General features: G+C 55.2%; 20 protein-coding genes. 9 read left to right on the forward strand and 11 right to left on the reverse strand.

The features are described from left to right. Positions 1-9 precede the first annotated feature (9 nt). Both AYI87_RS17285 and AYI87_RS17290 read right to left on the reverse strand, forming a co-directional pair. A complete protein-coding gene (locus AYI87_RS17285; protein ID WP_011864639.1) occupies positions 10-576 on the reverse strand; it encodes a phosphoribosyltransferase in 567 nt (188 codons plus the stop codon). A 262-nt stretch (positions 577-838) separates the two neighbouring features. After that, positions 839-2611, reverse strand: a complete 1773-nt coding sequence (locus tag AYI87_RS17290; RefSeq protein WP_144203933.1) for an alkaline phosphatase D family protein — start codon at positions 2609-2611, stop codon at positions 839-841. Positions 2612-2969: 358 nt separating this feature from the next. Between AYI87_RS17290 and AYI87_RS17295 the strand changes: the two genes are divergently transcribed. Beyond that, complete coding sequence (locus AYI87_RS17295) at positions 2970-3389, forward strand: HPP family protein (protein ID WP_144203934.1); 420 nt, start codon at positions 2970-2972, stop codon at positions 3387-3389. A 40-nt stretch (positions 3390-3429) separates the two neighbouring features. Here the strand turns inward: AYI87_RS17295 and AYI87_RS17300 are convergent, their stop codons facing one another. Together AYI87_RS17300 and AYI87_RS17305 are read right to left on the reverse strand one after the other, a co-directional pair. Beyond that, the gene (locus AYI87_RS17300; protein WP_144203996.1) at positions 3430-4119 is read right to left on the reverse strand and encodes an LrgB family protein; all 690 of its coding nucleotides are present in this window, start codon (positions 4117-4119) and stop codon (positions 3430-3432) included. A 13-nt stretch (positions 4120-4132) separates the two neighbouring features. After that, positions 4133-4552, reverse strand: coding sequence for a CidA/LrgA family protein (locus AYI87_RS17305; RefSeq protein WP_144203935.1), 420 nt, complete (start codon positions 4550-4552; stop codon positions 4133-4135). 100 nt (positions 4553-4652) lie between these two features. Here AYI87_RS17305 and AYI87_RS17310 point away from each other — a divergent pair, with 100 nt between their 5' ends. Next, positions 4653-5546 (forward strand): LysR substrate-binding domain-containing protein, encoded by an 894-nt coding sequence (locus AYI87_RS17310; RefSeq protein ID WP_144203936.1) that lies wholly within the window; start codon positions 4653-4655, stop codon positions 5544-5546. Positions 5547-5550: 4 nt separating this feature from the next. Here the strand turns inward: AYI87_RS17310 and AYI87_RS17315 are convergent, their stop codons facing one another. Next, entirely contained in the window at positions 5551-6198 is a 648-nt protein-coding gene (locus tag AYI87_RS17315; RefSeq protein ID WP_144203937.1) for a peptidylprolyl isomerase, read from the reverse strand. Between the two features lie 110 nt (positions 6199-6308). Then, positions 6309-7232, reverse strand: a complete 924-nt coding sequence (locus AYI87_RS17320) for a DUF808 domain-containing protein (protein ID WP_144203938.1) — start codon at positions 7230-7232, stop codon at positions 6309-6311. 330 nt (positions 7233-7562) lie between these two features. Between AYI87_RS17320 and rpiA the strand changes: the two genes are divergently transcribed. Both rpiA and AYI87_RS17330 read left to right on the forward strand, forming a co-directional pair. Then, on the forward strand, positions 7563-8222 hold the full coding sequence (gene rpiA, locus AYI87_RS17325) for a ribose-5-phosphate isomerase RpiA (protein ID WP_144203939.1): 660 nt from the start codon (positions 7563-7565) through the stop codon (positions 8220-8222). 290 nt (positions 8223-8512) lie between these two features. Beyond that, positions 8513-11308, forward strand: coding sequence for an insulinase family protein (locus AYI87_RS17330; RefSeq protein ID WP_144203940.1), 2796 nt, complete (start codon positions 8513-8515; stop codon positions 11306-11308). 83 nt (positions 11309-11391) lie between these two features. Here the strand turns inward: AYI87_RS17330 and AYI87_RS17335 are convergent, their stop codons facing one another. Next, positions 11392-12033 (reverse strand): NAD(P)-dependent oxidoreductase, encoded by a 642-nt coding sequence (locus AYI87_RS17335; RefSeq protein ID WP_144203941.1) that lies wholly within the window; start codon positions 12031-12033, stop codon positions 11392-11394. A gap of 118 nt (positions 12034-12151) precedes the next feature. Here AYI87_RS17335 and AYI87_RS17340 point away from each other — a divergent pair, with 118 nt between their 5' ends. The 5 genes from AYI87_RS17340 to AYI87_RS17355 all read left to right on the forward strand — a co-directional run bounded on the left by AYI87_RS17340 (position 12152) and on the right by AYI87_RS17355 (position 15566). Continuing rightward, positions 12152-13057 carry a LysR family transcriptional regulator gene (locus AYI87_RS17340; protein ID WP_144203942.1) on the forward strand — a complete coding sequence of 302 codons (906 nt, stop codon included), beginning with the start codon at positions 12152-12154 and terminating at the stop codon, positions 13055-13057. A 246-nt stretch (positions 13058-13303) separates the two neighbouring features. Beyond that, positions 13304-13768 (forward strand): LysE family translocator, encoded by a 465-nt coding sequence (locus AYI87_RS17345; RefSeq protein ID WP_260865169.1) that lies wholly within the window; start codon positions 13304-13306, stop codon positions 13766-13768. After that, positions 13747-13896 carry a hypothetical protein gene (locus AYI87_RS21465; protein ID WP_260865170.1) on the forward strand — a complete coding sequence of 50 codons (150 nt, stop codon included), beginning with the start codon at positions 13747-13749 and terminating at the stop codon, positions 13894-13896. The genes AYI87_RS17345 and AYI87_RS21465 overlap by 22 nt, the downstream gene beginning before the upstream one ends. A gap of 66 nt (positions 13897-13962) precedes the next feature. Beyond that, complete coding sequence (locus tag AYI87_RS17350) at positions 13963-14250, forward strand: helix-hairpin-helix domain-containing protein (RefSeq protein WP_144203943.1); 288 nt, start codon at positions 13963-13965, stop codon at positions 14248-14250. Positions 14251-14378: 128 nt separating this feature from the next. Next, positions 14379-15566: an AAA family ATPase gene (locus AYI87_RS17355; protein WP_144203944.1), complete on the forward strand. Its 1188-nt coding sequence runs from the start codon at positions 14379-14381 to the stop codon at positions 15564-15566. Between the two features lie 50 nt (positions 15567-15616). Here AYI87_RS17355 and AYI87_RS17360 read toward each other — a convergent pair whose 3' ends face one another. The 4 genes from AYI87_RS17360 to AYI87_RS17375 all read right to left on the reverse strand — a co-directional run bounded on the left by AYI87_RS17360 (position 15617) and on the right by AYI87_RS17375 (position 18984). Beyond that, complete coding sequence (locus AYI87_RS17360) at positions 15617-15991, reverse strand: PH domain-containing protein (RefSeq protein ID WP_011864625.1); 375 nt, start codon at positions 15989-15991, stop codon at positions 15617-15619. A 40-nt stretch (positions 15992-16031) separates the two neighbouring features. Continuing rightward, entirely contained in the window at positions 16032-17945 is a 1914-nt protein-coding gene (locus AYI87_RS17365) for a peptidase U32 family protein (protein WP_144203945.1), read from the reverse strand. 167 nt (positions 17946-18112) lie between these two features. Next, a complete protein-coding gene (locus tag AYI87_RS17370) occupies positions 18113-18430 on the reverse strand; it encodes a cupin domain-containing protein (protein ID WP_144203946.1) in 318 nt (105 codons plus the stop codon). A gap of 17 nt (positions 18431-18447) precedes the next feature. Beyond that, positions 18448-18984 carry an SRPBCC family protein gene (locus tag AYI87_RS17375; protein WP_144203947.1) on the reverse strand — a complete coding sequence of 179 codons (537 nt, stop codon included), beginning with the start codon at positions 18982-18984 and terminating at the stop codon, positions 18448-18450. Positions 18985-19031: the final 47 nt, after the last annotated feature.

Consider the following 19031-nt stretch of genomic DNA (forward strand, 5'->3'; position numbering starts at 1 on the left):
CTAGACGCGTTATACGAAAAGCTCTTTGATGTTCTTCAAATCGCCCTTACCGTTGGCGATCTCCTCTGGCGACAGGCCAGAAACCTCGTGTGGGAACACCAACCAGTCTTCAGACTCGTGGATGAAGTAGTCCGGCTTCAAAGATACCGCGGTATTCTTCGGCTTGTAGTAAGGGCAGGCAATACGCACGTCGGTTGGCATATTGAGGCGCATCAGCTCCGCCAGCTTCTCTTTCAGGGCGTGGATGCTGCGGCCAGAGTCGAACACATCGTCGACAATCAGCAGGCCGTCATCGGCGTTAGCGTTCTCTACGATATAGTGCAGGCCATGCACCTTGATCTGCTTGCTCTGCTTATCGGTGCCAATGCCATAGTAAGAGGAGGTACGCACGGCGATATGGTCCGTCTCGACCTTCTTGAAATCGAAATATTCCTGGACCGCGATCCCTATCGGGGCACCGCCACGCCATATGCCGACAATAAACTGTGGTCTAAAACCGCTCTCATAAACTTGCGCCGCGAGGCGAAAAGAATCTTCCAGCAATTCCTGTGCGGTAATAAAGTGTTTCTCAGACATCAGGCCGTCCCCATCTTGTTCTATTTGGTCTTTGAGAGGGAGGAAGTTAATCCATCGATTAGGCTTCGCCCCAAATCCAGCGTAGCACAAGGGGCGCGTATTGAACTTCAACACGACGACAATCGGCGCAGCAGGATTTGGAGCTGAATTTTATACTAAAAAATTCCCCCATGCAGAACTAAATAACGAAACTTGGACGGAGGATGCACTTTTAAAGGTAAAAAAGCCGCCTCGAAGGCGGCTTTATGGGTCGAAAACAGGCTTATGCTGCGGTGATCTTAGGCTCACCCGCCATGGTCATCGCCGCGTAGTGCTTGTCAGTCGCCTCGCTGAACTCGCTGTCGAGAATGGTATCGACAAAGTGCCAGTCGCTGCGTACCGCCTCTGAGGTGAAGGTCAGCACCATGAAGCCGCGATCTCTCAAGTTGGTGTACTTGAGGCCATCGACCAGGTCGACGACGCCAGCCTCGGTCACGCTCTGCTGGTCGGCAGGAATGCCAAGGTAATACTCGAGTCCAGGAGAGGATACCGAGCTGGTCGCATACTCGACGCCCACCAGGTCCCCATGGCTGTCCTTAAGCTCGTTGGCCCAGGCGTTATGGGTATCACCGGCGATCACCACCAGGTTAGCGCCCTTCTGCTTGGCCGTTGCCAGGATCACCTCACGCTCATAAGCGTAGCCATCCCAGGCATCCAGGTTGTAGGGGATAGAAGGCAGTTGCAGCAGCGCCATCACCTCAGGGGTCAGCTTGTGCCGATTACCTATGAGGTAGCTGTATTCCTGTGGTGTAAGGGTGGGATCGTTGGCCGCCGCACGGGCCGCCAGCTGCGCCAGCGCACCGAACTCGGCATATTCATAGACGGAGAGCTTCTGCATGGCGATCGCCGCAGGCAGCATCATGGTGCCCATCAATATCTGTTGTCCCAGCACCTGCCACTTACCCGTGGCGCTGAGCAGGCTGGCCTGCAGCCACTGCAGCTGATCGGCACCCAGCAGAGTACGCTCTGTGCTGGTGACATCCGCCATGAAGCGGGCACTGTCCATGGCACCTGTGGCGGCATCGACATAGTCGGCGTAGTCCAGCTGCTTGTCACGAGCCAGTACGCGGGTGTCTAACATATGCAGGTCGACCAGATCGCCGAAGCTGAATGAGCGATAGATCTCCTCGTGGTTGCCCTCGCGCCATGGACGGATAGGCAGCCATTCGAAATAGGCTTGCAGGGCGCCCATCTTGCGAGCCTCGAAGTCACCCTCACCCTCGTTGTGGTTTTCGGCGCCGCCAGACCAGGTGTCGTTCGCCACCTCATGGTCATCCCAAACTGTGATGAAAGGCACCTTGGCATGCAGGGCCTGTAGAGACTCGTCGCTGCGGTATTGACCGTAACGGGTGCGATAGTCAGACAGGGTAAAGAGTTCACCGGCAGGCAATACCTCACGGCCAAGCTCGGCAGCATGCTCGCTGGCATAACCGCCGCGGCCATACTCATAGATGTAGTCGCCTAGGTGCACCACGGCGTCCAGCCCTTCCTGCTGACTCGCCAGCTCATAGACGTTGAAGTAACCGGCAGGGAAGTTGGCGCAAGACATCACCGCCAGCTTGACCTGCTCGACGGCGCCTTCAGGCAGCGTCTTGGTCATGCCGACGCTTGAGACCTGCTCACCCGACATGAAGCGATAATAATAAGCGGTACCCGAATCCAGGCCGATGGCATCGACCTTCACTGTGTAATCGCGATCGGCGTTAGTGGTGGTCTCGCCGTTTGAGATCATCTGGGTAAAATTGGCGTCGGAAGCTATCTCCCAACCGACCTTGACGTCACCGTCTGTGTCGGGGGTTACTCGAGTCCAGAGAATCACTGCGCTGTGGGTAGGGTCACCACTGGCGATACCGTGTAGAAATTGAACCTTAGGGGCGGTTTCTTGCTTATCGTCGTCACTGCTTGAACAGCCCATCAGGCCATAGGAGACAACGGCGGCACCGACACCCTTGGCCGACATGGCCAGAAAATCCCTGCGAGAATAATTGGTTTTCATTGTTATTCCTTTATTTGAGCCGGTTATCCCTTGTGCCCTCGGTTCACACCATGTGAAGCTGAAAACGCGTACTGCGAAAGATAACTGACCTTGTTATTGTTATTCCTGGTAAGAGGTCTAATGACTCTAATTATCAATTAACAATATTGCAAAATTATTATGATCACGGCAACCGCTAGTTTCGACTAAGGGACGCAGCGGCGGCAGCAGAACATCTCGGCAGAGGCTTGCTTATCGCCATAGCACAGCATTTTTCGCCAGTCAGAGGTCAAGCTCACCACTTGCAAGAGTGCGTTTTTCAACCACGGCGTAAATAACTGTTATGATGAAGGCATCCCCATAGTTGAAGGAGTCGACCATGAGAGTCAGCGATATCATGACCAAAGACACTGTGTGCATCAGCGATCAGGCCACCACCAAGGATGCCCACCTCTTGATGAGTAGCCGCGGCGTGCGCCATCTGCCCGTCATCAGCGAAGTCGATGGCAGCCTAGTAGGCATACTGACGCACAAGAAGATGATCAGCACCGTCATGGGCATGCTGACCCATTACGGCAACGAAGGGCTAGATCGTCAGGAGCGGCGGACCTCGGTGGCCGAGATCATGGATAGGGAGTTTCAAAAGGTCACGCTGGACGAGCCACTTGCGGTCGTGGTGGACTACTTCATCGACAACAAGCTGGGCTGCCTGCCTGTAGTCGACGAGAATCACAAGGTGATCGGCATCCTGACCTCGTCGGACTTCGTTAAGCTGTGCGCCTCACTGCTAAAACAATGAGGCATCAGAATAGATATCCGCTCTAACCGGTAAAGCCAGGCTAGACCAGCAGATAGGCGAACAGCGGCGCGCCGATCACCATGGCGATGCCGGTAAAGATCATGGTAAGGCTGGCCACCACGCCCTCCTCCCGGCCATACTCGGCGGCCTTGGCCGCCCCCACCCCGTGGGCACTAGCGCCTAAGGCGGCGCCCTTAGCCAAAGGGCTAGAGATCTTCGCCAGCCTGAACACAGGGCCGCACAGCAACATGCCCAGCACACCCGTCATCAACACCAGCACGGCGGTGAGATCCGGCACGCCGCCAAACTCTCGGGTCGCCTCCAAAGCAAAAGGGGTCGAGACCGAACGCACCAGCAGGCTGTGGGACAGCTCGGGCGGCAGATAGATCACCCGGGTCAGCAGCCAGGAGGAGACCAAACCCGCCAACAGGCCGGTGAGCACGCCCAGACTCAGGGTCAGCGGATAACGGCGGATAAGATGACGCTCGCGGTAGATAGGCAGGGCGAAGGCGATGGTTGCCGGTGCCAGCAACAAACTGAGATAGTGGTTGTACTCGAAATAAGTAGGCAGCGGAATGGCAAACCCCACCACCAAGGCCAGCAAGAAGCCCGGCGTCAGCACCATGGGTGACAGCCACCAGTGACCGAAACGGCGATAGAGACGCTTACTCAGGCCATAGCTGACCAGGGTCGCCAGCAAACAGCCAAGGCCAAGCAGCGACAGGTGCATGGAAGCCAACATATCAGACGCCCACCGCTTTGGCCGCGCCGGCCTGTCTGAGGCGGCGCTCATACTTGAAGACCCTGTCTATCACGAAGCCGGTGATCAGCAAGACGCTGACACTCCCCAGCACTAAGGTACAGAGCAGGCTGATGCCATACTGCTCCAGCAGCGGCGCATAATGCATCGAGGCCACTACGGGCGGAATAAAGAAGAGCAGCAGCTCGCCGAGCAGCCAGGCGGCGCCGCGGGCCACGAAACGCTCCGGCAACCAGTTTAGCGCCAGCAGGGCCAGAAGCGCCGCCAGGCCAATCACGCCACTGGGTAGCGGCAATGCCAGGCGAGTCACCAACCATTGGGCGGCCAGGGCCAATAGAGACAATAACCCCACCTGCAACAACAGCTGCAGCAAGTTTCTAAGTGGGGGGAGATAAGTTGCCATGAAAAACTCTGTCTAACGAGATGATATGGCGATCTTACGCTTGCCATTTAAATAAAAAAAATGAATATTATTTATAAAATAAATCACCAAAAGCTATTTAATGGATCTTAAGGCACTACACTACTTCGTCGAGATCGTCGCCTCGGGAGGCTTTAACCGCGCCGCCGAGCGGATCCATATCAGCCAGCCCGCGCTTTCAAAGTCTATCGCCCAGCTGGAGAGCGAGCTGGCATTGCCCCTGCTCACCCGGGGCAAACGCGGCACTAAGGTGCAGCTCACCCCCCATGGCGAGGTGGTCTACCGCCACGCCCTCAGGCTTTTGGAAGATAAGCAGGCGATGATGGAGGAGCTGGCACAGCTGAAGGGCCTCAATCGCGGCATACTAAAACTGGGGCTGGCACCGCTGGGCAGCGCCGAGCTGTTCGCCCCCATCATCGCCAAGTATCGCCAGACCTACCCAGAGATAGAGACCCAGCTGCTGGTTCGCGGCGGCGTCGAGCAGACCCAGGCCCTGCAACAGGGGGAGATAGAACTCGCCACCGGCATTATCGATCTCAAGGACCGCTATGAGGGGATCGCCATCCATACCGAGCCAATGGTGGTGGTACTCCCCCGCGAGCATCTGCTGGCCAGGCGCTCGGAGATCCCCCTTGGCGAGCTCAATGGCCAGGCGCAGATCCTGTTTGAATCGGAGTTTTCTCTGCATGAGATGGTGATCAATGCCTGCCAGCAGGCCGGTGTGAGCATCAAGAACCCCACCCTAGTGAATCAGCCGGAATTTGGCGTCGCCCTGGTGGCCGCCGGGATAGGCCTGATGCTACTGCCTAAATTTATTGCCGAGCGCTACCGCCCCGACGCAGTGATCACCCGCCCCCTGACCCAGACGGATCTCAGCTGGCAGATGAGCCTGTTTTGGCGTAAAGATCTCAGCCTCTCCTTCGCCGCCCAGGCGATGATAGATCTGGTCAAACATCATCAGGCAAGCGGCGAATAGCGTATCATTCTTCCAGCATAGGGCACTCGCTGGGGGTGATACCTTGGATCACTATCTCCTCCAGCGGCACATCGGCGTACTCCCCTACCCGGTTGGTGGCGACTATGCCAATCTGATCCACCACCTCCATGCCAGACAGCACCCGGCCAAACACGGCGTAGCCTTCGCTGCTGGCACTATAATCCAGCTGCGGATTGTCTAAGGTGTTGATGAAAAACTGAGAGGTGGCCGAATCGCTCTGACGGGCGCGCGCCATGGCCAGGGTGCCCCTGAGGTTGCTAAAGCCCACGCTAGCCTCGTTTTTAATGGGCGCCTTGCCGGGCTTAGGCACCATACCAGAGGTAAATCCGCCCCCCTGGATGATAAAGTTGTGGATCACCCTGTGGATCAGGGTGCCATCGTAAAAGCCATCGTCAACATAGCCGATGAAGTTGGCCGCCGATTGTAGCGTATGGCGGCTATCGATACCTAGCCTAATCTCCCCCAGACTCGTGGTCATGGTGAAGCAGGCATCTATGCTCATATCGGGCACTGGGCCGGTCACCGGAGGATTGACTATCGCCCCATTGCTGCCCTCTTCACCGCCGCAGGCGGTTAAGCCCAAGAGCAGCAATATTCCCAGCGCCAACTTGCCTCTTATTTGCTTTTTCATCACAGTCCCCAACGCGTGTCACATTAAGGATGTTACGAGGCACTAAATTAGAAAACAATATAAGATACAAGTTGTTACTGATACATTATGCTACATCTGACCTTCAAATATCAGTTGCGAAACCGCCCAATCAGCGACATCAGAATAAGAGCCACCGCGCCTACCAAGACACCAAACAGGGCGTTGAGCAGACTCGGGGTCATCCAGGCCAAGACTGGCCCGACTATAGCAAGCCCTGCCACCCAATGGGCCGCCTGCTCAAACACCTCGGCAATCTGATGTACCCCATGGGTGAGGATACCGCCGCCCACCATAAACATGGCGATGGTGCCCACCACTGTGAGACCACGCATCAGGTAAGGCGCCGCATTCACCAGGCCACTACCTAACTTACGTCCCAGACGGCGCAGCAGGCCATCCCCCTGACGCTGACTCAGGTAGAGCCCGGCATCATCCAGCTTGACGATGCCCGCCACCAGACCATAGACACCGACTGTCATCAGTACGGCGATGATCGCCAGGGTCACCACCTGGGTCATGAAACTGCTCTCGGCCACCACCCCCAGGGTGATGGCGATGATCTCCGCCGAGAGCACGAAGTCGGTACGAATAGCACCGGCCACCTTCTGCTTCTCGAAGGCCTTGAGATCCTCGACCGCCTTAGCCATCTCGCTCTGACTCATGGCAGGTTCATGCTTGTGGGTCAGGGAGTGATATACCTTCTCGAAACCCTCATAGCAGAGAAACAGGCCACCGAACATCAAAAGCGGCGTCACCGCCCAGGGGATAAAGGCACTGATCAGCAGCGCCGCCGGAACCAAGATACACTTATTGCGCAGCGATCCCTTAGCCACCGCCCACACCACGGGCAGCTCGCGATCCGCATTCACCCCAGACACCTGCTGGGCGTTTAAGGCCAGATCGTCCCCCAACACACCGGCCGTCTTGCGCGCCGCCACCTTACTCATCAGGGCAACATCATCCAATATTGCCGCGATATCATCCAACAGGGTCAACAGACTCGCGCCCGCCATGCTCTCTCCTTACTCTCTTCTATATCCTTTACCCATCGCCTTGGGCGTGAGGGCGCTCTCGCGAATTAAGCGCTAATCTTTAACGCTAACGGCAAGCTAAAGTACGCTTGTTGAGAGCTAAAGTACTCTGCCTCAATGCATTTTTCCAGAGGACGCTAGACAAAACCCCGGGCTCAGGCTCAAGTTGGGAGATTTCACACAAATTTCCCCTAGGATCTGGGGAATAAATTCTGCGCTAAAGCAACAAACTGCGTCATTTGACATACTCCTGAGGAGAACTAAAGGTATAATGACGACAAAATGCTTCGTTTATCCTTATAGGAACTCCTTATGACTCAAGATGAAATGAAAAAAGCCGCCGGATGGGCAGCGCTCGAGTATGTAGAGAAAGATAGTATTGTCGGCGTGGGTACCGGCTCGACCGTTAACCACTTTATCGATGCACTGGCCACCATCAAGGCCGATATCGAAGGTGCGGTGTCTAGCTCTGAGGCATCGACCGAGAAGATGAAGGCGCTGGGGATCCCGGTATTCGACCTTAACTCTGTCGATCAGCTCTCTGTCTATGTCGATGGTGCCGACGAGATCAACGGCCACATGGACATGATCAAGGGTGGCGGCGCCGCGCTGACCCGCGAGAAGATTGTCGCCGCCGTGGCCGACAAGTTCGTCTGCATAGTGGATAACACTAAGGAAGTCGAGGTATTGGGCGAGTTCCCGCTGCCAGTAGAAGTGATTCCTATGGCACGTTCTTACGTGGCCCGCGAGCTGGTCAAATTAGGCGGTGACCCTGTCTACCGCGAGGGCGTAGTCACAGATAACGGCAACGTGATCCTGGATGTCTACAACATGAAGATCTTCAATCCAAAGGCGCTTGAAGAGCAGATCAATCAGATCGTTGGTGTGGTCACCAACGGCTTGTTCGCCAACCGCGGCGCCGACGTCCTGCTGGTCGGCACCCCTGAAGGCGTGAAGACGGTTAAGCCATAGGCTGAGCCAAAAGCCATTAAAAAAAGCCACTCATTGAGTGGCTTTTTGTTTTTCAAGGTCAGGCCTCCGGTTGATGCCTTCTCGTTCAGGGTTTCCGGGTCTCAGTATCTCGTTCACGACTAGCCACTTATTAAGACCCTAGCTCCCTCCAACGCTACCCATTTATGTCAACGGCCTGCTGATTTGTGAACGAGTTGTAAACACCACCACTTTTAAGTAAGGTACAGCTCTCACGCCTCAAGCTACACAAGACAGGTAAGTCGACTTCATCGCATTTAAGGGATTAACACATGCAATTGCGAATACTCTTTCGCTCACTAGTTATCTTGGTTTCGCTCCAATTGGGTCTGGTTCCTGTAACTTGGGCTGCACCCAAAGGCGACAAAATTGCAGAAATTGATGGTGGAAGATATGAGAGTTTCGAGTTAACCAATGGCTTGAAGGTGCTGCTTATTCGCAATGAAAATACCTCAATCAGCGGCGCCGCTATCTCTATTGCCGGCGGTCAGATGTCGACTCCCGAGCAGCTGCAAGGCCTCCCGCATCTGCTTGAGCATATTGTCTTCTTAGGAAGTGACAAATATCCGGGGACCAGTGATTGGCATGAGTTCATCAGCCGGCACACAGGATGGTCCAACGGCTCCACCCTCAGCGACCTTACCCGCTTTCAGTTTCAACTTCAAAATGATGGGCTTAAGGAAGGATTATCAAGGCTGAGCACTATGCTCTTTCAGCCAAGGATTAACGATGAGACGATCGAGATAGGGCTATCTGAAGTGAATAAGGAGTTCACTTCTAAAAAGGATAATGACTGGCAGGGGATTCTCTCTGTACTGCGCGCCATGGCTAATCCTAGCCATCCAGGCTCTAAGTTTGGCTTGGGTAACGGCGAAAGCTTACAGGCAAGTCCTGGTCAATTAAAAGCGGCGCTGGAAAGTTACCAGACAAAATATTATGTTCCGTGGAATATGACTCTGGCAGTTTATACCCAAACCGAACTGACCGAGATGAGACAATTTATCGAAAGCACATTTGGGCAGCGCAAACCCCCGTCGTCTCAAATCGCATATAGCCAAAATAATATGCGCCCAGCAGCAAACATGAACCAGCTGAAGGCTTCGGCTATCCCGCTATTTAACCAGAAAAACTTAGGTTCACTGATCGCCGTACAAACGCACTCACCAGACCAAACATTAGATCTACGCTTTGAGCTACCACCGGCTAGAGATCATCAAACCTATGCACTCTATCAACTAATCTCTGAGTTAATCGGGCATGAAACCAAGGGGTCTATCATCGCCAGATTAAGAAAGCTTGGCCTAGCCACAGCGCTAAACACAGTCTTTCAGGGTGATGGCCGAAACGAAGTTTTTGATATCTATATTCGTTTGACGGACCGTGGTAGCCGCTCGTTAGATACTGTCATAGGTGTGGCCTTTAGCTATATCAACTTGCTATCCACCCAAGAATTGCCGTCATACGTGCAGGAAGAGCGAGCCCAGGTATTAACCCGCAACCGACTACAGGTGGGCACCCAAGAAGTCGGAGACTGGCTGGGTGAGCTATCCAATGACATGCTAAGGATGCCGACAACAAATTGGCTCCAATATCGATATGAAACAGTTAACGTCTCACAATCGGATATAACCGAGACGCTAAGCACCTGGATAACGCCCAAGGCGATGCAAGCCGTCTTTAGTTCACCAAGGGTGACGGGTGAGCAGAAAACGCCTTACTTCGACACACCTTATTCACTGCGCAAGTTTACGGATTCTCAGCTGAAAAACTGGCAAGCCTCTCAAAAGAGCGACTCGTTACATTTTCCGGCGCAGAATCCCTACCTGAACATAGAGTCAGAAACACAGATGATTGAAAGTGTGATGCCATTTGGCCAGCTCACACCACAAATACATCTAGTTGAGGTTAAAGACAGTTTAGATGCGACAGTTGTGGTTAATCTCACTACTCATAACCTAACGCTGTCAGCCAAGACGGCAACGCCATTTTACCTGGCGCAAAAATTTATCTTGATGAGTCGCTTCGAAACCGCGTTGGCGGATAGACAATATTTCGCATCGCTAGTAGGTTATAGCGTTCGAACAGAGGACACACAAGAGGGAGTTAGGCTGACCTTTACAGGGAGAAGAGAAGGTATTGCCAAATATATGGCCGATGTCATCCAGGCAAGTTTGACACAGCCAATCTCTCAGGCTGAGTTTAAAGCCATCACAGATCACGCGCTAAGTAGACTTAAGACTTACTTCAATGCAAAGCATTTCAACAAGGCCTCTTTCGACACCGAGCTCAAAATACGCGGCTACGGCGACAGTAATGCAGATGAGATCATCAAAAGCCTGAAAAAAATGAGAGATGATGAAGGGGCACGGCCTTTGTTTACAACCCAGATTATCGCCGATGCTCAAGCAAACGCTGTTTTCCAGATCTTCTATGCCGGTGACTTAGTCTACTTCAAGGTCAACGCGCCTTTTAAAAATTGGGGGCAAAATAAAGTCGAGCCAGCACAAAAAAAATCCCTGACAAACTCACCGGAGATTGATCCTGCAGCTACTGCCTATGTGCCCTTGGCGTACAACCTCTCAACACCGAATGTGGTTTCCTGGCGCTTGGCTACGCGACGCAAAGGGCTAGCTGAATTAGCGGCCACACTGGTCGATAGAGAACTCTGGGAAACCAAATTCAAGACATATATGCGCCAGGAAAAGCGTATTGCCTATCATGCGGGGGTTAGAGTATCCCGCTCAATTCATCGCCCCTCGCTGGATTTCATTATTGAGAGTAACGGCCATCGAAGCGGGGAAGCCCTCACTTCTGTTTACACAGAGTTTTTTCAAAGCACTGTTGCCTCGCTAACCGAGAAAGATCTTACAATCGCCAAGCAGCAAGCCATTCAACGGCTAAGGCTTAAGGGCGAAACTCCCCAAGGCGCGCTCAATTTATTACAGGCTAGTCAGCATTACTTTGCCTCGGACAATCTAAGCGAATTCCTCACAGCATTAAACAAGCAGATCAATGCAGATAATTTAGATGCTGTGCGACATAGACAGGCCCTTCGACAGCCTCGCTAACAGTCCCGCTCGTTGATAAAAAATCCACCTGCAAAGCAGGTGGATCGCTATCCATAAACCGCGACTCTAGTAAGCCACGAGCACTAGTAAGCCACGCTGATCCGCTGGCGGGCATAGTCGCCTGAATCAATTAGATCCAGCATCGCCTTGGCGTAGTCCGCGACCGAGATGCGGCTGCGTCCCTCCTCGTCGGTAAAGAACCTGTCGCCGCCGATACGATAGGGCCCTTCGCTGGCGCCGGGATAGATCTCGGCCGCCGGGCTGACAAAGGTCCAGTTAAGCGGCGAGTCACTCGCCCTGAATACCTTAAGCGCCTCGCCCTGGGCCAAGGCCTCATCCCTGTACTCAGGCGGGAATCCTGGCGATTGCACTAGGGTCTGGCCTGGAGCCAGCTCCAGACTGCCGGCGCCGCCGACCCACAGCAGGCGCTTAACCTGAGTCTTGGGCAGCAGATCCAGCAGCGCCTTGGCGCTCTGGGGCACCAATTGATGCTGGCCAGAGGCTCGTCCACCCACGGAGGCGATCACCAGATCGATCCCCTCGAATACCTGAGGGTCGATACCCTGCTCGAGATCGACGACCCGCGCCGTGACCTGACTGGCTAACTCACCGGTTAATTTAGCCGGGTCTCTCACCAGGGCGGTGACCGACAATTGGCGGCTCAAGGCCTCCTGCATCAAGGTACTGCCTATCCAACCTGTGGCACCAATAATCGCGATATTCATCTTCTGTTCCTCACTATCTGACTAAATTGGCATCAGTTTACTTAGCCCGCTTATCGTGATAAACAGCGTAGATAGAGCATCATTGTTTCATTTTAGGTTACTAAATAAGGTCACTAATATGGATAAGATCAGCGCGATCCGTAGTTTCGTCGAGGTGGCCAGTTGCGGCAGCTTTACCCAGGCCGCCGAACAACTAGGCCTCAGCCGACTACAGGTCTCCCGCCATATTCAGGAAGTGGAACGTTGGCTGGGACTGCGCCTGCTGCATCGCACCACCCGCAGTGTCAGCCTGAGCGTGCAGGGCGAAGAGGCCTTTATCTATTGTCAGAAGATCCTCGATGAAGTCGCGGCGCTGCAAAACCGCGCCCAGCGTCATAGGCAGGAGCTGGTCGGCAGCATACGTATCGCCTCCCCCATCGGCCTGGGTCAGGCGCTGCTGTTCGATGCGATCGATGACTTCACCCGCGAGCATCCGGAGGTCAAGGTGCAGTTGCTGCTATCAGATGAGATGGTGCAGCTGGTCGATGAGCGGGTTGATATCGCCCTGCGTTACACCCAGCAGCCCGATGAGAGCCTGATCGCCCGCCGCTTGATGCATATAGACTCAGTGCTGTGCGCCTCGCCTGACTATCTCGCCGGCCATGAGCCCATCACCAGTCTCGACGATATCACGGCGCACAACTGCCTGCTGCACGCCAGCCAAACCAACTGGTTGTTTGTCAAAGACAATCAAAATATTGATAAAAAGGTCGGCGGTAACCTACAGGCCAACGACATGGGCGTCCTCCTCAAGGCGGCGCTGCGGGGCATGGGGCTCATTCATCTACCCTGCGATCTCGCCAATGCCCATCTGGCCTCGGGGGCGCTGGTCGAGCTGCTGCCTGAATATCACCTGCCGGGTAAGACGCTGTGGGCCGTCTACCTCTCGCGCAGCTATCAGCAACACCTGATTCGCCACTTCATCGATTTTCTCGCCGAGCGCTGGCAGCAAGATATCCTCAAGCACCCCGCTGCGGTCCGATAGGCAGGATTTCGAAAGTGTAATGAAACCTGTGCAGATCTCGCGAGGTGTCGCCCTAGGTTTATCGCAAGTTCTATCGCCAGGTTTATCGCCGAGTTACCAAGAGGGCAGTGCTAGGTGTAGCGTTAGCCTTGCAGCGATGCGCCGCGCCAAATCGCCCCCTTGGCTTTACAGATAAACCAATCAGGCTAAGATGCTCAATCTGGGCAAATGGGTTGCCCGTCAAAAGTGCGCCACAAGGAGCCTGGCATGTTGGAATCACTCGTTTCGTTAATCGCCGCCACCGGATTACTCCTGGGCTCACCCGGCCCAGCGCCGCTGGCACTGGCCGCCACGGGCGCCACCTTTGGCATAAGACGCGGCGCCCCCTTCCTGGCGGGCATACTCCTTGGGCTGTCGGTAGCAATCATAGGCGCCAGCGCCGGACTCGCCGCCCTGTTTAGCAACTTTCCCGACCTCAGGCTCACCTTTCAGCTGCTCGGCGGCGCCTATATCGCCTTCATCGCCTATAAGATTGCCAGTGCCCCCTGCACCCAGTTAGATAACGCGCAGCAGGCGCCGAGCTTCAAAGATGGCTTTATCCTCAACCTGCTCAATCCCAAGGCCTATGCCGCCTTCCTGGCCATCTTCTCCCAGTTTTTACTGCCACTGGAAACACGGCCCTGGGCTATCTGGTCACGGGGATCTGCGCCTTGCTGGTCGCGACTCTGGTAGACAGCCTCTGGCTGATCTTCGGCGGCCTGCTACGCCCGCTATTTTCCAGGCCAAAGGCCGCGAGGGCGCTGCGCATCTTCTTCGCCGTCGCCATGCTAGTCGCGGTCGGTTATGCCTTGCTGGCCTAGGGAGCCGCTGACAAGCCGCGTTAAACGCCGTACACTTAAAACCACACAGATAATAAGAGAAGCCAGATGTCAGCCCGCGAAACCATCACAGAGTTCACCATGATCCCCAACGTGGGTAAGGCCACAGCGGAGGATTTTTACAAGCTCGGCCTGCATCACCCCAGGGAGCTTATCGGGCTGGATCCATATCAGATGCACGCCCAGCTCGAAGCCATCACCCAGTGTCGTCACGATCCCTGCGTCATAGATGTGTTTATCGCCGCGGTGCGTTTCATGGAAGGGGAAGATTCCCAGCCCTGGTGGCACTATACCCCTGAGCGCAAGGCGCATCTGGCCAAGCTGCAACAGGGATGAGCGGCTAAAAGATAAGCTCGCCCAGCGTTTGAGCACTTATGGCATCGAGAGCCTAAAGATGCCACTATTGCCCCAAGCCAAAATTAGAATCATGCTCAACCAAAACTAAAACCACAAAAAAGAGCGCCATGCTGACCACCTTAGCCATCAACAACTACCGTTCGCTGCGAGACATACGTCTGCCCCTGGGGCAGCTCAATCTGGTCACGGGCGCCAACGGCAGTGGCAAGTCCAACCTCTACAAGGCGCTTAGGCTACTGGCACAAACGGCCCAAGGCGGCGTGGTCAATGCCCTGGCCCAAGAGGGCGGGCTGGACTCCTGTTTCTGGGCGGGGCCGGAAAACCTCACCAAGGGGATGTTGAGCGGCGATACCGAGATAACCCCCACGGTACGCCAGCAGACCAAGCGGCTTAAACTGGGCTTTGCCGGCGATGAGTTCAGCTACCTCATCGAGCTTGGGCTACCCAAGCCAGACAGCACCACCCTCTTCGGGCTAGATCCTCAGATTAAGCGTGAGGCGATCTGGGTCGGCAACAAGTATCGACCCGCCGCCGTACTGGTGGAGCGACGTGGCCCCATGGTGAAGGGGCGCGCCCAGCAAGGAGGGCAAGATGGCTGGCAGAGCCTGAATCAGCATATGCAGCACGGCGACAGCATCTTCACCGAGCTGTCGGATCCCACCCGCACGCCCGAGGTGCTCAGGCTCAGAGACAGCATTCGCGCCTGGCGCTTCTACGATCATTTTCGCAGCGATAGCGAGGCGCCCGCGCGTCAGCCACAGCTGGGTACCCGCACCCCAGTGCTGCACCATGACGGCCGGGATCTGGCCTCGGCGATTCAGACCATCTTCGAAATAGGCGACAGGGAAAGCTTCGATGAGGCGGTGAGTGATGCCTTTCCCGGCGCCCATGTCACCATTGGCTACCAGGCCGGTGGCCTGTTAAGCGTCAACTTTCATCAGCAGGGGCTGCTAAGGCCCCTCAACGCCCAGGAGCTCTCCGACGGCACCCTCAGATATCTGCTGCTGATCGCCGCCCTGCTCACCCCAAGGCCGCCTGAGCTGATGGTGCTCAACGAGCCGGAGACCAGCCTGCATCCAGATCTGTTACCTGCTCTGGCCCGGCTTATCGCCAAGGCATCTAAGTTGTGTCAGCTCTGGGTGGTCTCCCACGCCAATAGGCTGATCAATGCCCTCAACGAATTTGAGCAGTGTCAGCTAATCGAACTCGACAAGCAGCTGGGGCAGACCAAGATAGTGGGGCAAGATCTGCTCTCCACCCCAAGCTGGAACTGGCAACAAAAAGCCCAGGGCTAGGCCTGGGCTTAAAAAATAACGAGGGCGCGTCGCGTTAAAGCGAACTAGTGTTATAGAGAAAAGTTAGCAATCGTCTTCTGAATGCCCACGACGTCGGTGCCTTTCTTCAGCTCCTTCACCAGAGGATCTTTCTGCCCCGAGATCCATAGCTTTAGCTCGGCGTCCATGTCGAAGGTCCCGGCGGTTTCCACCTCAAAATGGGTGATCGCCTTATAGGGCACAGAGTGATAACTCACCTTCTTGCCGGTAACGCCCTGCTTGTCGATGAGGATAAGTCGCTTGTTGGTAAACACGAACATGTCGCGGATGACACGGTAAGCCAGCGCTAACTGCTCGTTATCGCCCATGATAGGCCCCAGCTCCTGGGCTAACTCATCCAGGTTCACTTCGGCAGCATTGCCCATCAGCGCATCTAACAGTCCCATATTTGATCTCCTTGAAAGTGAACTTAATTTGTTCCCTAGCCTATACCTGACGGTTAGCGCCGACAACCATCATTTCGCATTTAGGACAGTCGAAGACCAGCTTGAGCACATCCTTACCTATCTCAATCTGCAGCGGCTCCGCCTTGATGCCGGGCACCTCTTTCGGGCAGAGGTTGAAGTTAAAGCGCAGGCAGTGCTTGGTCACCATCAGCGGCGCATCCTCGGTCACGCCGTTCTTCTCATAGGTGTCTTCGATCTCGATCACCCCATGACGTGTGTAGAAGTCTTTCGCCTTCTCGTTGGCCACGTTACCCATGAAGCTCAGGTGCTTAAAGGGATAGACGGCGTCTTGGTTGTATTTCCATGCCTGAGGGCGCTCGTAGCCCTCGACGCGCGCCAGTTCCAGGGCGGCAACCGTGTCACGGCGCAGGCCGTTAAGCAGGGAAGCCGGCATAAACCAGGGACTGGCGGTCTCGATATTGATCTCGCGGGCCTCGAAGTCTGTGCTACCAAGCTTACCCAGCTGCTTACGCAGATTCTTCAGCGCCTTCTCGGTATCTGTGGCTGGGGTCTTGTCGAGTTCCAGCTCGCGGGTGGCGCTCAGGCCATATTGGTCGGTCATGGTCAGCGCGACCCCTTTTTCGGTATCGCTCAGGGTCATATCCACCTTGATGATACGCTTGGAGGATTCCTTGGCCAGCACTGTCTCGAACGCCTGATCATGGTTACGATACAGGGTAGCGCCCACCTTAAGATCGCCCGGTACGGCGATCACATACAGCTTGTTGCCATCGGCGCGGTTAACCCTGAGCCCCTGCAGCTTATCGTCAGACTGCTTAGCCTTCTCATAGTTTGGCGGGAAGTAACATAGGCCGTCACCGTTGTTGAAGCTGTGGCTCGATTCCACCTGAATAAAGTCTTTACCCAGGGCTGCGACCTTGCCCACCTCTTCGCCGATATATTTCGGCGAGCGGAAATCGCTGACCCCCTGGCTACGTTCGTTGACGAAGTAGTCGGTGCGGCCACGGTTAAAGGTCTTCTCCGTGTTCGGCGTGAAGCTGTGCTCGCAGCGGCCATGGCTCGAGGCCACAAACTCGGGGCGACGCGCGATGATCTTATCCAGCTCTTGGCGATAGTGAGCGGTCACGTTCTTCACATAGCTAAGATCTTTAAGGCGGCCCTCGATCTTAAAGGAGCGAATACCGGCATCGATCAACGCCTCTAAGTTATCTGTCTGGTTGTTGTCTTTGAGCGACAGCAAGTGTTCGTTCTGCGCCAACACCTCACCCTGGCGGGTCTTGAGATCCCCCGGCAGACGGCACATCTGCGAGCATTCGCCGCGGTTGGCGCTACGGTTACTGAAGGCGTGACTCAGGTTACACAGGCCGCTGTAGGCGACGCACAGGGCGCCGTGGATGAAGAACTCCAGCTGCATGTTAGTCTTAGCCGCCACATCGCGGATTTGACTCAAGCCCAGTTCACGGGCGAGCACCACCTGTGAGAAGCCTACCTGCTCTAAGAAGGCAACCTTCTCTGGGTTACGGTTATCCATCTGGGTACTGGCGTGCAGGGCGATAGGCGGAATATCCAGCTGAAGCACCCCCATATCCTGCACGATCAGGGCGTCGGCACCGGCCTCATACACCTGCCAGATCAACTTCTGCGCCGCGTCTAACTCATCGTCCATCAAGATGGTGTTGATGGCGACAAACACCTGGGCGTGATAGCGGTGGGCAAACTCACACAGACGCGCGATATCCTCGACGCTGTTGCCGGCGGTCGCCCTGGCACCGAAGGCTGGGCCACCGATATAGACGGCGTCGGCACCATGCTTGATGGCCTCGATACCATAGTCGGCATTCTTGGCGGGGGCCAAGAGCTCGAGGCGGTTTGAGCGGGTAGTTACCGGCGCGATCGGGGCGCTATCGGGGATAAAAATCTCAGGCTTGTCCATGAGGAGTCTCGAATCAGATCACAGATAGATAAAAATTAGGGGCGCGATTATACCAGACCTAGCTCACAAAACACCTCGGTATCGCGCATTTTTTCACCAAGCCAGCGATTCATCAGGCTCACAATCCACTCGAGCATCGACTTTTGCTAGTACTGGTCGCCTTATATTCAGTAATGCACCGCCAGCCAGAGGGTCTCCTCATGCTCACTGGTCCAGCTGACCCTGTGGCGGCAATGGGCAGGAATATTAAGATGATCGCCCACCTTAAGGTGCACCACCTCGGCGCCCTCGAACACTAAGGTCGCCTCCCCCTTAAGCACCATGACCCACTCGTTTCTGTCCTGATCGTACCATTGTCCTTCTGGCGTACGATGGGCCTTAGAGACGATACGCTCGATCAACACGCCGCCGGTATCCACCAGGGGCTCGAACACCTCCAGGGTGAGATCCTCCGGCAGGGACGCAAAGATGTTGTGCTTTTCCATGACCATCTCCCTCAGGTTCACTTGCTCTCGAGTAGGGTCTTGAGGTTACTCAGCCCCTGGCTGAGATCCCGCTCCACCATGGCATCTACCTGCATCAGCGGCAGCAATATATTCATGGGATAGGCCATGTGGCCACTAAAGCCCCAATGCACCTCGGTCTGATTCGGCCCTAGCGCCTGAGTGGTGATATAGGCGGGCGAGACCGCCTCGAAGGGTGTCTTAAATCTCAGCTCATACTCGATACGCTTACCGGGGAAGATAGCCATGATCTCCTGCTCTCCCGCGCCGACATCCGGGTTGTCGCTGCGCCAGCTTGAGACAAACCCAACTGTGCCATCCTCGCCGCGATAACTCTTCTCCATGGCCGTGTCCATCTTGGCCCAGACGCTGAATTGATCCTGGTTCTTCAACTTTCTCAAGAAGTCGAACACCTGGTCCGCCGGCCTGTCGATGACGATTTGGGTATCCACACGGTAATCTTCTTCAATAAACAAGGCGGCAATAAAGGGGGATGAGAGTAGCAGGAGTACGAGTATCAGGAGTTTCTTTAGCATGACGAGTTCCTTAGCAGGCGGGCGATAACCTTTTGGCTGGTACAAAA

It is taken from the genome of Shewanella sp. KCT (assembly GCF_007636505.1).
In the GTDB taxonomy this organism is placed as follows: domain Bacteria; phylum Pseudomonadota; class Gammaproteobacteria; order Enterobacterales; family Shewanellaceae; genus Shewanella; species Shewanella halotolerans.

Coding starts and splice junctions, on each gene's coding strand:
- AYI87_RS17285 (WP_011864639.1), bottom strand. CDS start 576: ATGTCTGAGAAACACTTTATTACCGCACAGGAATTGCTGGAAGATTCT.
- AYI87_RS17290 (WP_144203933.1), bottom strand. CDS start 2,611: ATGAAAACCAATTATTCTCGCAGGGATTTTCTGGCCATGTCGGCCAAG.
- AYI87_RS17295 (WP_144203934.1), top strand. CDS start 2,970: ATGAGAGTCAGCGATATCATGACCAAAGACACTGTGTGCATCAGCGAT.
- AYI87_RS17300 (WP_144203996.1), bottom strand. CDS start 4,119: ATGCACCTGTCGCTGCTTGGCCTTGGCTGTTTGCTGGCGACCCTGGTC.
- AYI87_RS17305 (WP_144203935.1), bottom strand. CDS start 4,552: ATGGCAACTTATCTCCCCCCACTTAGAAACTTGCTGCAGCTGTTGTTG.
- AYI87_RS17310 (WP_144203936.1), top strand. CDS start 4,653: ATGGATCTTAAGGCACTACACTACTTCGTCGAGATCGTCGCCTCGGGA.
- AYI87_RS17315 (WP_144203937.1), bottom strand. CDS start 6,198: ATGAAAAAGCAAATAAGAGGCAAGTTGGCGCTGGGAATATTGCTGCTC.
- AYI87_RS17320 (WP_144203938.1), bottom strand. CDS start 7,232: ATGGCGGGCGCGAGTCTGTTGACCCTGTTGGATGATATCGCGGCAATA.
- rpiA (WP_144203939.1), top strand. CDS start 7,563: ATGACTCAAGATGAAATGAAAAAAGCCGCCGGATGGGCAGCGCTCGAG.
- AYI87_RS17330 (WP_144203940.1), top strand. CDS start 8,513: ATGCAATTGCGAATACTCTTTCGCTCACTAGTTATCTTGGTTTCGCTC.
- AYI87_RS17335 (WP_144203941.1), bottom strand. CDS start 12,033: ATGAATATCGCGATTATTGGTGCCACAGGTTGGATAGGCAGTACCTTG.
- AYI87_RS17340 (WP_144203942.1), top strand. CDS start 12,152: ATGGATAAGATCAGCGCGATCCGTAGTTTCGTCGAGGTGGCCAGTTGC.
- AYI87_RS17345 (WP_260865169.1), top strand. CDS start 13,304: ATGTTGGAATCACTCGTTTCGTTAATCGCCGCCACCGGATTACTCCTG.
- AYI87_RS17350 (WP_144203943.1), top strand. CDS start 13,963: ATGTCAGCCCGCGAAACCATCACAGAGTTCACCATGATCCCCAACGTG.
- AYI87_RS17355 (WP_144203944.1), top strand. CDS start 14,379: ATGCTGACCACCTTAGCCATCAACAACTACCGTTCGCTGCGAGACATA.
- AYI87_RS17360 (WP_011864625.1), bottom strand. CDS start 15,991: ATGGGACTGTTAGATGCGCTGATGGGCAATGCTGCCGAAGTGAACCTG.
- AYI87_RS17365 (WP_144203945.1), bottom strand. CDS start 17,945: ATGGACAAGCCTGAGATTTTTATCCCCGATAGCGCCCCGATCGCGCCG.
- AYI87_RS17370 (WP_144203946.1), bottom strand. CDS start 18,430: ATGGAAAAGCACAACATCTTTGCGTCCCTGCCGGAGGATCTCACCCTG.
- AYI87_RS17375 (WP_144203947.1), bottom strand. CDS start 18,984: ATGCTAAAGAAACTCCTGATACTCGTACTCCTGCTACTCTCATCCCCC.